10 protein-coding genes are annotated in these 12,761 nt (G+C 60.9%); 9 read left to right on the top strand and 1 reads right to left on the bottom strand.

Annotated features, from left to right (window positions below; all coding sequences use genetic code 11):
• Positions 1-390 precede the first annotated feature (390 nt).
• The 3 genes from QRN36_RS06895 to QRN36_RS06885 all read left to right on the top strand — a co-directional run bounded on the left by QRN36_RS06895 (position 391) and on the right by QRN36_RS06885 (position 2,940).
• A complete protein-coding gene (locus tag QRN36_RS06895) occupies positions 391-900 on the top strand; it encodes a hypothetical protein (RefSeq protein WP_285423363.1) in 510 nt (169 codons plus the stop codon).
• A 493-nt stretch (positions 901-1,393) separates the two neighbouring features.
• Entirely contained in the window at positions 1,394-2,284 is an 891-nt protein-coding gene (locus tag QRN36_RS06890) for a sensor histidine kinase (RefSeq protein ID WP_373568712.1), read from the top strand.
• Entirely contained in the window at positions 2,281-2,940 is a 660-nt protein-coding gene (locus tag QRN36_RS06885; RefSeq protein ID WP_285423361.1) for a response regulator transcription factor, read from the top strand. The genes QRN36_RS06890 and QRN36_RS06885 overlap by 4 nt, the downstream gene beginning before the upstream one ends.
• Before the next feature lie 88 nt (positions 2,941-3,028).
• On the opposite strand, the gene yegS is transcribed toward QRN36_RS06885, so the two are convergent.
• Positions 3,029-3,937 carry a lipid kinase YegS gene (gene yegS, locus QRN36_RS06880; RefSeq protein WP_285423360.1) on the bottom strand — a complete coding sequence of 303 codons (909 nt, stop codon included), beginning with the start codon at positions 3,935-3,937 and terminating at the stop codon, positions 3,029-3,031.
• 476 nt (positions 3,938-4,413) lie between these two features.
• On the opposite strand from yegS, the gene QRN36_RS06875 reads away from it, so the two are divergent.
• From QRN36_RS06875 to QRN36_RS06850, 6 genes are all read left to right on the top strand, one after another.
• Entirely contained in the window at positions 4,414-5,850 is a 1,437-nt protein-coding gene (locus tag QRN36_RS06875; RefSeq protein ID WP_285423359.1) for an undecaprenyl-phosphate glucose phosphotransferase, read from the top strand.
• Complete coding sequence (locus QRN36_RS06870) at positions 5,850-7,301, top strand: mannose-1-phosphate guanylyltransferase/mannose-6-phosphate isomerase (RefSeq protein WP_285423358.1); 1,452 nt, start codon at positions 5,850-5,852, stop codon at positions 7,299-7,301. Before QRN36_RS06875 ends, QRN36_RS06870 begins: the two co-directional genes overlap by 1 nt.
• 187 nt (positions 7,302-7,488) lie before the next feature.
• A complete protein-coding gene (locus tag QRN36_RS06865; protein WP_093467550.1) occupies positions 7,489-8,262 on the top strand; it encodes a polysaccharide biosynthesis/export family protein in 774 nt (257 codons plus the stop codon).
• Positions 8,263-8,280: 18 nt separating this feature from the next.
• Positions 8,281-10,275, top strand: a complete 1,995-nt coding sequence (locus QRN36_RS06860; protein WP_285423357.1) for a GumC family protein — start codon at positions 8,281-8,283, stop codon at positions 10,273-10,275.
• A 1-nt stretch (position 10,276) separates the two neighbouring features.
• Positions 10,277-11,455 carry a glycosyltransferase gene (locus QRN36_RS06855; protein WP_285423356.1) on the top strand — a complete coding sequence of 393 codons (1,179 nt, stop codon included), beginning with the start codon at positions 10,277-10,279 and terminating at the stop codon, positions 11,453-11,455.
• The gene (locus QRN36_RS06850; RefSeq protein ID WP_285423355.1) at positions 11,455-12,759 is read left to right on the top strand and encodes a cellulase family glycosylhydrolase; all 1,305 of its coding nucleotides are present in this window, start codon (positions 11,455-11,457) and stop codon (positions 12,757-12,759) included. The genes QRN36_RS06855 and QRN36_RS06850 overlap by 1 nt, the downstream gene beginning before the upstream one ends.
• Positions 12,760-12,761 lie beyond the last annotated feature (2 nt).

The raw sequence follows: 12,761 nt of genomic DNA, 5'->3' as shown, positions 1-12,761 counted from the left end.
TATCGGCGTCGTGATGGCTTTTTGCCGATGCGCTGCGCCGGACTCATCCATTCCCCTAGGGGTAATCCCTAACCACAATCAGGGCAAACCTGATATTCCCGGTTTCTATTAGCCATTATTGTGACGCCATTCTCATTGAATGAATGGAGTCAGGTACGTGGTCGTGTTCGCGCAATCTCCCGAATCCCCCGTAACCGCATCGAAGACGGACCGGATCGCCCAGACCATCGCGCGGGGCACTGCTGCACTCCTCCTATCGAGCGCTCGCTCGGCTGTTCGCTTTCGCCAACAATCAGAAATGCCCTACAGACTTCCCGATGCCTTCAACATTAACTTTGGGCCACTCGCCCCACGCGATCTGATATCGCAATCCATCAAGAGTGATCTCACATGCTGAACGGCAATGAATGGCATCAGCTGCACGGTGATTTTCTCAGCGAAACGCAAATCCTCATGTGCCGCGCAGACGAGTGCCTCAGTCATCTGGAACTGATCAGCGACGACCGGGACGCCATCGAATGCCTGCTCACCACGCTGCAGCAACTCGCCGGCAAGGCAGACACCGCGGCCGTCGAGTCGGTCGCCGGCTTCGCCCGACAACTGCGCTATTTGCTGTATTTCGCCAGCGCCGCCGGACGCCTTCAGCCTAAGGCGCTGCTGTCGCTGCGCCAGTGCATCTCGCTGATGTCCTGGCAAATCGAACTCATCGATCCACTTGACGGCTCCCTGCCGCTGGACGATGGCGAACAACGCGACCTGCTCGAGCAGTTCGGCTGCAACTGCGGCATCGGCAAACTCGACAGCGGGCATTCGATCACCGTCGAGTGGTCAGCGCCGATGACCGTCACGCCTACAGAACCCGCCCTGAGCGAACGCCTGGACCGCTCCACCACACTCTGACGCAACGGCCGGCATTGCCCTGCATCGTGTGAAGCCTCAGGCCAGAGCGCACATGCGCCGGCACGGCGCCTGTTCAACGCAAGCAAACCACCGCACGCTCGCGCGGCATTCCCGCGACTTTCAGACGCCTGCCAACTTGCCCACGGCAAACTGAAGTTCGCCTCGAGCAAGTATGGCGATAACAAGTCTGCAACAGATCGACGGCAAACTTGTGGCACTATCGTTCCAGTTATAAATCCTGACTGACCAGACAAATATCTCCTTGATCTTATTCACACTTAACGCTTAATCGACGCGTTATTTAAGGTAAGATTGCCGACCGCGGATACACGCGCGGAAGTTTGCGACAACATTAATCTGGTTGAAAACCGATCTCGGGATTTTGGACACATGTAACAAGTGGGCGGACTCGCGTCCCTCGCTCGACCACCTTAAGTGACCTGACAATGACTGTTCAGGTATCCGCTATAACTATCCGATGGCTTCATCCGCTATGCATGGCAGCAGCAACCTCTTCAAGTTCCAGCGCATGAACTCGAACAGCGCGTTTCGATGGGCCGCACTTTTATGCCTGGCGACGACCGTCGGTAATACCCTCGTATATCTGTTCAATGGCGGCCTGCCCCTGCTATTGACGGTGCTCAACGTCGCCGCATTCCTGAGCATCTGCTACGCCATGACACGACCGGATCAGACCATCCAGTTCCAGCCCCAGGAACTGGCCGACCACATGTTGCAGGTGCAGGAGACCGAGCGTCATCGCCTGAGTCGCGAACTGCATGACGACATCGGGCAGATGCTGACTGCCGCCAAATTGCAAAGCGACTGGCTGCAACGCCGCGCGCCGCAAGAGCTTCAGCCCCACTGCGACATGCTCAACAGCATCCTGGACGAAACCCTGGCGAAGGTCCGCGACGTTTCGGCGATCCTCAATCCCCGTCAGCTGACCAGCCTGGGACTGGAGGCCAGCCTGCGCGCGCACCTGTTGCGCACGCTCGCCGATACGCAGGTGCTGTGGAGCCTGGAATGCCATCAGCGGCTGGCGGGCATCCCCGAGGAAATGGCCGTGGCGGCCTTTCGCATCACTCAGGAAGCGGTGACCAACATGCTCCGCCACGCGCAGGCAAAGAACCTGCTCGTTCGCCTGCAGCGCCAGCCGGAAGGCCTGGCCCTGAGCATTTCCGACGACGGCGCAGGTTTTTCGCCTGCTCAGGATCCTGCTCAGCAAGGTCAGCGCGGCATGGCGGGCATGGCCGAGCGCGCCAGCCTGCTGGGCGGCGAGCTGACCGTCGACAGCGCTCCCGGCAAAGGCACTCACATTCACGCGCTGTTCCCCTGGGCCCCGCGAGCCCGCGGACGCGCTGACATAAGTAAGCACCCATGATCTGCAATCTTCTTCTTGTCGATGACCACGCCCTGATCCGTGCCGGCATTCGTGCGCTGGTTTCGGACATCCCCGGCTACCAGGTCATCGGCGAAGCCTGCGACGGCAATCAGCTGCTGGAAATGACCCTGGCGCTGAAGCCGGACATCATTCTGCTCGACATTTCCATGAAGGACAGCAACGGTCTGGATGCACTCGAGCGGTTGCATCACGCCCTGCCCGACAGCAAGGTGCTGATCCTGTCGATGCACACCGAGCCGCAGATGATCATGCGGGCGCTGGAAGGCGGCGCACACGGCTACCTGCTCAAGGACGCGACCGCGACGGAGATCGAGCAGGCGCTGGAGGCATTGCGCAACGACGAGCGCTACCTGAGCCCGGCCATCGCGCACACGGTGATCAACCAGGCGCTGGTCAGCGCGCAATCGAGCAAGGTCGAAGCGGTCGAGAACCACAACCTCACAGCTCGCCAGCTGGAAATCTTGCGCCTGATCGTGCGAGGCAAGTCCACCCGGGAGATCGCCAACGGCCTGACCTTGAGCGTGAAGACCGTCGAAACCCACCGCTCGCAGATCATGAAACGCCTGCAGATCTATGACGTGGCGGGTCTGGTGCTGTTCTGCGTGCGTGAGCAGATCATCAGTCTGGACGATTGAACCCGATCACGCGCCGCGAGCGAAACGCACGCCACTGACTGCGGCGCCCCCGGACCGACCTGTGTCACAGCCGGTGGGGCGTCTTGCATCAACCCAGGCGCTTTGCCTGCCCAAGCAGCGGCGAATGCGCGGGTAAATGGATGCGCAGCGCACCGGGTCGGGCTTCGAAACGCAGTTGCTCGCCGCTGAGGGGTTCGCCGTCCAGATTGATGTCCAGTCCCTGCGACGACTTGAGTTCGACCCAAGGCAGGCGGGCGCGAATGAACAGATTGTCGATGCCCAGTCCTCCTTCGAGCAGACTCTTGAGCGTGCCGACGATTTCCTGCGGCGCCGGCAGGATGCTGATGTCCAGCAGCCCGTCGTCGGCCAGCGCGTTCGGGCACAGCGGATGCCCGCCTCCGGCCTGTCGACCATTGCCGATGCCCAGCGCCAGCAGATCGCCCTGCCAATGGAAGTCCGGGCCGCTCAACTCGCCGTATGCGGCTTTCAACTCGCTGAAACGCGTCAGACCGGTGAACAGATACGCCGCACCGCCCAGCACTTTCTTGAGGTCTTCGGAGGTGTTCGCCGTGACCTGACTGCCGAAGCCGCCGGTGGCCATGTTGAGGAACAGGTTGCCATCGACCGCGCCCATATCGACGGTACGTGCCGGGACGTCCAGCAGGTCGAGCGCGCGCTCGACCTCCAGCGGGACACCGGCCGAACGCGCGAAATCATTGGCGGTTCCCAGCGGCAAGATGACCAGGCTGGCATCCGACTCCGCCAGCGCAAGCGCTTCGGCGACGTCACGCAAAGTGCCGTCACCCCCGCCTGCGATGATCTGCCGATGGCCCGCTGCCAGCGCCTCCTTGACCAGCCGCTGCGCGTCGCCCCCTTCCCAGGTGAGCCGCACGTCCAGCGTCCAGCCATGTTTGCGCTTGCGCTCCACGGCGTTGCGCACGTCTTCGTTGAGCGCCTGTTTGCCGTGAAGAATCAATAAAGCCCTGCGCTCCGTCATATGTCCTTCCTTATCATCGTGCGATTCGTTTGCGTGAGATGTTGACCTCAGGCAGTACAGAAAAAGCCCCGATCATTATTTTTTTTTACCGATGACGAGAATCCGACCAAAACCCCGCAGCCACGGGATGCCTCCGTGGTAGACCGCGTGGCCTGCGGACTGTTTACAGCGGCTCGATCTGCCTTTTTGAATCCGGCCCGATGACATCGCCAGTTTCATCGGCTTTACTAATGATGGCACTCATTTGAGGGAATCTCTTAACTGCGTTTGGGAGTAGTCCTACAATGATCGGGAAAAAATAGGATTTTTCCTCGTTTGTGGGATTGAAATACAGTGGGATAGAGTGCTTAATCGACAATTAATTGGCTTATTTCGCCGCAGTCCGCAAAAGAGTCATTATATTGACTTTTCCGAGTGCGATTGCCAATCGGGTAGGCCCGTCATGGATTCATGGAACGAAGATGTGAGGACGTTTTATGCGGCTGCACCCGGTTGACAGTCTGTTGCTCACCCGCACCAGTCTGGTTGAATATTTTCTGTTCGCTGTACGGCTGGTTCACGGTCTGACGTCCATTCTTCCAGGCATCCTGATCCTCGCGTATTGGCAGGCTGACGCCTCCGCCGCCCCCGAAAGCTATTTGATGGTGCAGATCTTTTTCGGCATCGTCTGCGTCCTGATGTTTCAGGCACTCGGGGTGTATTCCGAATCGATCTTCAGCAACCGTACACGCTTCAAGATGATCCTGTTCGTGTGGTCGTCGGCTTTTTGCGTCTTGCTGTTCATGCACAAGGCGCTGGACCTGTTCGACTACATCAGCCAGGAACAACTGATGGTCTGGTTCGTCGTCAGTCTGGCGATGTTCTGCGCCGAACGGCTCTTGCTGCTGCTGATTTTCAAACGCCTGATGGCCCGCGGGTTCTTCCTGCAGAACGCCGTGATTCTTGGCGCCACCGAGAACGGCCAGCGCCTGGCCGAGTACCTGCTGGAGAATCAGGACATCCGTTCCGGCGTGTGGGGTTTCATCGATGATCGCATCGGTCGCCTGCCCAAGACCGTGGCCAACCTGCCGATGCTGGGCAACACCCGCGATCTGGAAACCCTGATTCGCGAGGAGAAGGTCACTCAGGTGCTGGTCGCCTTGCCCTGGACCGCCGAGAACCGCATGGATTACATCATCCGCGAGCTGCGACGCCTGCCGGTCAACGTGCTGCTGGTGCCCGACATGGTTGCGTTCAGGCATGCCCATAACCGCATCACCGAAGTCGCCAGCCTGCCGATGTTCAACGCATCGGACGTGCCGTTGCGGGGCTGGTCGCCGCTGTTCAAACGCATTGAAGACATGGTGCTGTCGACGCTTGCGATCGTGTTGCTGTCGCCGTTCATGGCGCTGATCGCCCTTGCCATCAAACTCGATTCACGCGGGCCGGTGCTGTTCTGGCAGAAACGCTACGGCTACAACAACCGCTTGATCACGGTCTGCAAGTTCCGCTCGATGCACACCCACCAGGCCGATGCGACTGCCGAGAAACAGACCGTCAAGAACGATGTCAGGGTCACCCGGGTCGGGCGATTCATCCGCAAGACCAGCCTGGATGAGTTGCCGCAACTGTTCAACGTGTTCGCGGGCAGCATGTCCATGGTGGGGCCGCGCCCACATGCCACGGCCACCAAGGCCGCCGGCATTTTGTTCGAACAAGCTGTCAAGGAGTACACCTCGCGTCATCGGGTCAAGCCAGGCATTACCGGCCTTGCCCAGATCAACGGCTATCGTGGTGAGACAGACACTGTGGAGAAGATCGAAAAGCGCGTCGAGTTCGATCTTGAATACATCGAAAACTGGTCCGTCTGGTTCGATCTATACATCCTTTTGCGCACTGTTCCTGCAGTGCTTTTCTCCCGCGAGGCTTACTGATGGGCACCCTTATTCCCTGCATCATCGCTGGCGGCGCCGGCACCCGGCTCTGGCCGGTATCGCGCGAAGCCATGCCTAAACCTTTCATGCGTCTGCCCGATGGCGAAAGTCTGCTGCAGAAGACTTTCAATCGCGCCAGCACGCTGGACGGCGTTCACAACCTGCTGACGGTGACCAATCGGGAAGTGTATTTCCGCACCGTCGACGATTACCGGCTGCTGAACAAGAACAAGATCCAGCTGGATTTCCTGCTGGAACCGTTCGGCCGTAACACCGCCCCGGCCATTGCCGCAGCGGCGCTGCACGTCCAGGCTCGCCAGGGTGATGACGCGCAGTTGCTGATTCTGCCGGCCGATCATCTGATCAACGACGTGGCCGCTTTCGGCAAAGCCGTTAAAGATGCGCAGAAGCTGGCCGATGAAGGCTGGTTGGTGACATTCGGTCTGATCCCGACGCGCGCGGAAACCGGTTTCGGTTACATCGAAAAAGGTCAGGCGCTCAGCGACAAGGCCTATCAGGTAGCGCGCTTCGTCGAGAAACCCGACGCATCGACTGCGCAGGAATACATCGACGGCGGCCTGCATTTGTGGAACGCCGGCATGTTCTGCATGCGCGTCGACGTTTTGCTGCGTGAGCTGGAAACCCATGCGCCGGACGTGCTCGCCGCAGTGCGGACCTGCCTGGCCCAGTGCAGCAGCAAAGAAGGCAGCAACGAGCTGCAACTGGAACTGGACAGCGAGACGTTCGCCAAGGCGCCGGATATTTCCATCGACTACGCCCTGATGGAGCGCTCGCAGAAGGTCGCCGTGGTGCCGTGCGAACTGGGCTGGAGCGACATTGGCTCGTGGCAGGCGATTCGCGAACTGGCGCCAGCCGATGCCAACGGCAACCAGTACAACGGCCAAGTCGTGCTGCACGACGTGACCAACTGCTACATCGATTCCAAGAAGCGTCTGGTGGGCGCCGTCGGGCTGGACAACCTGATCATCATCGACACGCCGGACGCGCTGCTGATCGCCGACGCCGAACGCAGTCAGGAAGTCAAAGTGATCGCTCAGGAGCTCAAGCGCCAGGGTCATCCGGCGTACCTGTTGCACAACACGGTGACGCGCCCCTGGGGCACGTACACCGTTCTGGAAGAAGGCAAGCGCTTCAAGATCAAGCGCATCGTGGTCAAGCCGCAGGCGTCGCTGTCGCTGCAAATGCATCACCACCGCAGCGAACACTGGATCGTGGTCAGTGGCATGGCTCGGGTCACCAACGGCGAGCGCGAATTCATGCTGGACACCAACGAGTCGACGTTCATCAAGCCGGGGCACACGCACCGTCTGGTCAATCCAGGGGTGATCGATCTGGTGATGATCGAGGTTCAAAGCGGCGAGTACCTTGGCGAAGACGACATCGTGCGCTTCACTGATGTTTATGGCCGAGTACCCGCTGCCAAGGTCTGACAACTGACCGGCCCCTGAAAACGGCCGCGCGCAGCGGCTGATTCGCCCTGCCCCTTCACAGACGGCGGGGCCACGAAGACCAGACTCTGCACCGTTACACCGTTAACATTGGACTTGGCAGTATCGCCGACATGATTGTTTTACCCGCAAGGGAGCCGTATTCATGCATGACAGGAGTTCCGGACCAATGAAAAACACGCTGCTGCTGGCCAGCGTCTTGCTGTTGTGCGCGTGCAATACGCCCGCACGGATCGGCTTGCCCGACTCGCCTGAAATCAAGGCGGCACAGGACGCAGGGCTGGCGCTGGCAGGCAAACCGCTGCCACCGGAACGCATTCATGCAGGCGACACGCTGCGGATTGTGCGCAACACAGGCGAAGCGCCGTCGATTTCCGCGTTCACGGCCAACTCGATCTACGAATTGACCCTCTTCCCGGTGCTCAACGACGGGACCTTTTCCTACCCCTACATTGGCTCGGTCAAAGCGGCCGGCCTGACCGTTCCGCAACTGACCCAAGTGCTGGAAGACAAGCTGGCGCCGGTGTACCGGGAAACCGCGCTGACCATCAACATCAGCCAGGCGCCCAGCAACACAGTCTTCGTCGGCGGCGCGGTGCGCAATCCGAGCAACCTGTCGGTGGCCGTGGTCACCAATCTCGAACAAGCGCTGGTCGGTGCCGGCGGCATCAACCCGGACGCCGACGCACGCCTGGTGGCGCTGTTGCGTCAGGGCGACGATGGCCTCTACAAAACCTATTTCTTCGATTACAGCAAGTTGCTGTATGCCGGCAGTGGCGGGCCTCGGGCGCCCGTGCTGCTACAGCGTGGTGACGTCGTGTTCGTTCCCAAATCTACGGTCGGCAACAAGATCGACGGCGTGAATCTGTACTTCAACCAGCTGATTCCGTTCTCCAAATCGCTGGGCTTCGGCGTGAATTACAACTTGCGCGACAACAATTAATCGGAAGGGACTACCGACATGATAAGCATCCGCTCATTCCGCGATCTCTTGCGCCTGTTTTTCATCTTCCGGCGCGAAGTGCAGATTACCGTGGTGGCGACCTTCGCGATCATCGTGCTGGGGGCTTTCCTGCTGCCCAACCGCTATGAATCCACGGCATTGCTGCTGGTCAAGCCAGGCCGCGACACAAGCACCCTGCCGATCGAGTATGCCGACCGTCCGTCCATCGTCATGCCCAGTGCCTTGCGCGATCCGCTGCTGGACGAAGAACGCATGCTGACCGGCCGGCCCATCACCCGGCTGGTGGCGCAGCAGTATATGGAGGCGCTGTCCAACGCGCCGAAGCCGACCGGTTTCATGGCGTCGGTCAAAGGCGTCATTCGCGCCACGGTCAGTGGCGTGGTCGAGTTCATCCGCGGCTCGCTGGAGCTGATCGGTCTGGTGGAAAAGCGCACGCCTGAAGAGCGTCTGGCCGAGGATCTGGAGAAGAATTTCAAGGTCAGTCACGACCCGGGCTCCTCGGTCATGGAGCTGACGTTCACCTGGAACGACCCGGAAGTCGCGCAGATCGTGCTGAAGAACTGGGTCGAGCAATACGAGAACGAGCGCACCCGCACCCTCGGCCGGGTCAGCCTGTATGCGTTTTACGAGCAGGAGGTCAAGGACACGCAGGCCAACATTCTGTCGCACAAGCAGCAGATTCAGGCGCTGCTCGACCAGGTGGGCAGTACCAGCATCAACCAGCGACTGGCCGACACCGCGCAAGGCTTGAACGACCTGCGCACCGAGCGCAACAACACGGCGCGCTCGATTGCCTCGACCAAGGCCGGGATCGACAAGATCCAGCAGCAAATCAACCAGCAGACGCGGCTCATCAGCTCGGGCAAGGAAATGGCCCTCAACCCGAGTCGTCAGGATCTGGAAAACCGCATCAACAGCAAAGAAGTCGAGCGTCAGGAACTGCTGCGTTCATTCAAGGAAAGCGCGCCACCGGTGCAGGCCCTGGACAACGAAATCAAGAACCTGAAACAGCTCTGGAGCAGCCAGAACCCGACCGTGCAGCGCACCGAAAACATCGCGCCCAACCCGCTGTTCACCCGACTGCAGAACATCCTCAACGACCAGCAGGCCAGCTACACCCGCCTGCTGATTCAACTGCAGCAACTGGACGCTCAGCTGGCCCAGCTGGAAAAGGATCGTCAACAGGCGCTGTCCCTGGAACCGCAGATTTCGCGCTTGCAGAACGAGCTGGACGCCGAGGACAAAAACTACGTTCTCTATACCGACAGCCTGGAAAAAGCGCGCATCGACCGTGAACTGGACAAGAGCCGCATCAGCAACATCGCGATCATCGAACAGGCCACGCTCAATCCGAGCCGGGTCTTCCCCAAAAGCCTGCTGATGTTGCTGCTGGCGGTGCCGCTGAGCCTCGGCGTCGGCATGCTGGCGCTGTACATGTTCTATCTGCTGGACCAGCGCATCCACGACGGCGACAAGATCGAGGCGCAGTTCGGCGTGCCGCTGTGGAGCAGTCTGCAGGACCTGGAAACCGTTCAGCCTCATCGCACCAGCGCGTTCACTGCCAGCCTGTATCGGTTGTACAGCGTGCTGCCGCTCAAACAGGTGGCCGAACGCGGGCTGAGCATCGGTCTGACCTCGGCGCATTCCGGCGAAGGCGTGACGTTTGTCGTCGAGCATCTGCGCAAGCTGCTCGAGGACCACGGCCACACGGTCCGGGTCGGTGACGGCAGGCCCGCCGAGCCGGGCGAAATCCAGCTGATCGACGCCTCCGCGTTCTTCGTCAATCAGCAGGCGTTCGTGCACCTGCGCGACGCCGACCTGATCGTGCTGGTGGTGCAGGCCGAAACCTCCACCGTGCCAAAACTGCAGAACGCCCTGGCCACGCTGACCACCGCCTTCAAGCGGGTTGACGGGATCATCCTCAACCGTCGTCGCTTCGAAATTCCCGAGCGGGTTCTGAATTGGCTCTCGCGCGTGCGGAGCCCTCACTGATATGCAGATTGCTCTCCTCGCGCCACTGCCGCCGGAGCAGAATGGCATCGCTGACTACGCAGGCCACCTCAAGCGGGCGCTGGAAGAACTGGGCGTACGTGTGCGAACGCCCTTGGAGGGCATCGGCAACGATCCGATCGCTGCTCGCCAGCGTGTGGCCCACGCCGACTGGCAAGGCATCGATCTGGTGCATGCAGAAATCGGCGGCGGGCGTCTGGCCGAGTTTCACGCGCTCCGAGCGCTGCGTGAGCGGTTTCCACGACTGCCGCTGACGGCAACGGTGCACGACCCCGAACGTCTGGTCTGGCGTCGACACAAGCTGCCGTGGCCCTTGTCGATGGCAGCGTCGTTGCGCTCGCCCCTGCCGGAGATCGCAACAGTGCTCGCCGACCCGCTGTGCCTGCACGAGGAACGGCAACTGGCGCGCCAGATGACCCGTCTGGTGACACTGACCGAGGCGGGCAATCGTTGCCTGCAACAGCGCATGGGCTTGCGTCAGGAACAGATGGCCGTGATCGCTCACGGCAACCTGCCGATCCCGCCGATGCCCCTGCCCGCCCTGCAACCGCTGAAGCTGCTCTATTTCGGTTTCATTTACCGCGGCAAAGGCATCGAAGATTTGCTCGATGCGCTGGCCCGCCTGCTCGCCGACGCACCTGAACTGCGCACCCGCGTGCGCCTGACGCTGGCCGGCGGCAGCGAGCCGGAAATGGCCTTCGGCCCCTCCGGCAGTTATCTGGAGCAATTGCGTCAGCGCATTCGCGAGCTGGGCCTGAACGACTTGATCAACTGGCATCTTGACCTGCCGGCGTCTGACATTCCCCACGTGATTCAGGCTCATCACGTGATGGTTCTGCCGTATCGCGAGTCGAGCAAACTGAAGATTCTCGGCACGTTGCGCGGCACCAGCGGCGCGTTGTCCTGGGCGACCGCCTGCGGCCGCGGCGTGATCACTTCCGATGCCCGTTCGTTCGCCGAGGAAGTCTCCCACGGCAACGGTGAGATCTATCCGCAAGGCAATGTTCAGGCCTTGACCGACGCCCTGGCGCGGCTCTGCGAGCAACCGCAGAAGGCCGAAGCATGGGCCGAACAGGCACAGATACTGGGACGCCAAAGGGTCTGGAGTCAGACCGCCGAACGTTTTCACTCACTGTTCCAGCATGCATGCGAGGTGCGCTGATGAAGGGCAAGACGCTGTTGGCCATGACTTTACTCAGCGCGATGGGCCTGAGCAGTGCCGCCTGGTCGGCAACGCTGCTCAAGGCACCGAGGTCGGTGACATGGCGGGATTTCCTCGGGGTCAACGTGCAGTTTCATTACTTCGAGCCGCAGGCCTACCAGAAGCAGATGACGCGTCTGGATGCGCTGGGTCTGGGCTGGATTCGCTGGACATTGCACTGGCCCATCCTGGAACCAGCGCAGGGACAGTACAACCTCGCCGCGCTGGACGCGGCGATGCAGACCGCCAGCGCTCATCATTACGACACCGTCGCCTACCTGGTGGGTTCGGCGGCATTCGACAGCACCGCGCCGCAAGGCGCCAGCAACACCGATCAATACCCGCCGCGCGACAACAGCATCTTCGCTCAGCGCATGACGGCACTGGCTCAGCGCTATCCGCAGGTCAGCCATTGGCAGGTGTGGAACGAGCCCAACATCATCTGGCTGCCGCAGGCCGATCCGGTCGCCTATTACAAGCTGCTGACCACCACCGCCGACGCCATCCGCAGCGCGCTGCCGGGCAAGCCGATCGTCACCGCCGGGGTGGCTTATTACGGGCAGATGCGCGGCTCGACCGGCTACATGCTGCAATCGATGGTCGATCAGGGTCTGGCGAGCAAGGACATCGTCGCCGCCTATCACCCGTATTCCGAATACCCGGAAGGCGACTCGATTCCCGACCGGGACTTTCTGGTGCGCGCCAATGCGATGAACAAGAGCCTGCATGACGCGGGCGTGAAACAGGTCTGGGCCACCGAGTGGGGCTGGTCGAGCTACAGCGGCCCGGTGGAGATGCAGCGCATCATCGGCGTCAACGGCCAGGCCGACTACACCCTGCGTCGTCTGGCCTTGATGAGCGCACTGGATTATCAGCGTATCTTCCTGTTCAACCTCAGCGACCTGGACGAACGCGCCAGCCCCAGAGATCGCGGCTACGGCCTGGTCGACCTGAACGGCGAGCCGAAGCCGGTGTACACCGCGCTGCAGAATTTCCTCAAGGTAACCGGCCCGAGCCTGCAACCCGCCGATCCGCCGCCCGCCTCTTCGGTGCCCAATGACCTGTACGCCATTGCCTGGAATCGTCCGGACGGCTCGCACTTGCTGATGGCCTGGAGCGCCAGCGGTGCGCAGATGAAGTTTCCCAGTATCAAGAGCGCCACGCTGTATGACCCGCTCACCGGCAACCAGCGCGAGCTGACCGGCGCGCAAGGCGTTGATGTGGCGTTAACCCCTACCCTGCAAATTCTGGTGTGGAAGCCGTAGCC

Origin of the sequence: Pseudomonas sp. efr-133-TYG-103a (genome assembly GCF_030209235.1) — a bacterium.
Taxonomy (GTDB): domain Bacteria; phylum Pseudomonadota; class Gammaproteobacteria; order Pseudomonadales; family Pseudomonadaceae; genus Aquipseudomonas.
This window is presented reverse-complemented; position numbering and strand designations above follow the sequence as displayed.

Excerpts from the sequence above, each read along its gene's own strand:
- QRN36_RS06855 (WP_285423356.1), top strand. The coding sequence starts at position 10,277 with ATGCAGATTGCTCTCCTCGCGCCACTGCCGCCGGAGCAGAATGGCATC.
- QRN36_RS06860 (WP_285423357.1), top strand. The coding sequence starts at position 8,281 with ATGATAAGCATCCGCTCATTCCGCGATCTCTTGCGCCTGTTTTTCATC.
- yegS (WP_285423360.1), bottom strand. The coding sequence starts at position 3,937 with ATGACGGAGCGCAGGGCTTTATTGATTCTTCACGGCAAACAGGCGCTC.
- QRN36_RS06890 (WP_373568712.1), top strand. The coding sequence starts at position 1,394 with ATGCATGGCAGCAGCAACCTCTTCAAGTTCCAGCGCATGAACTCGAAC.
- QRN36_RS06850 (WP_285423355.1), top strand. The coding sequence starts at position 11,455 with ATGAAGGGCAAGACGCTGTTGGCCATGACTTTACTCAGCGCGATGGGC.
- QRN36_RS06885 (WP_285423361.1), top strand. The coding sequence starts at position 2,281 with ATGATCTGCAATCTTCTTCTTGTCGATGACCACGCCCTGATCCGTGCC.
- QRN36_RS06870 (WP_285423358.1), top strand. The coding sequence starts at position 5,850 with ATGGGCACCCTTATTCCCTGCATCATCGCTGGCGGCGCCGGCACCCGG.
- QRN36_RS06895 (WP_285423363.1), top strand. The coding sequence starts at position 391 with ATGCTGAACGGCAATGAATGGCATCAGCTGCACGGTGATTTTCTCAGC.
- QRN36_RS06875 (WP_285423359.1), top strand. The coding sequence starts at position 4,414 with ATGCGGCTGCACCCGGTTGACAGTCTGTTGCTCACCCGCACCAGTCTG.
- QRN36_RS06865 (WP_093467550.1), top strand. The coding sequence starts at position 7,489 with ATGAAAAACACGCTGCTGCTGGCCAGCGTCTTGCTGTTGTGCGCGTGC.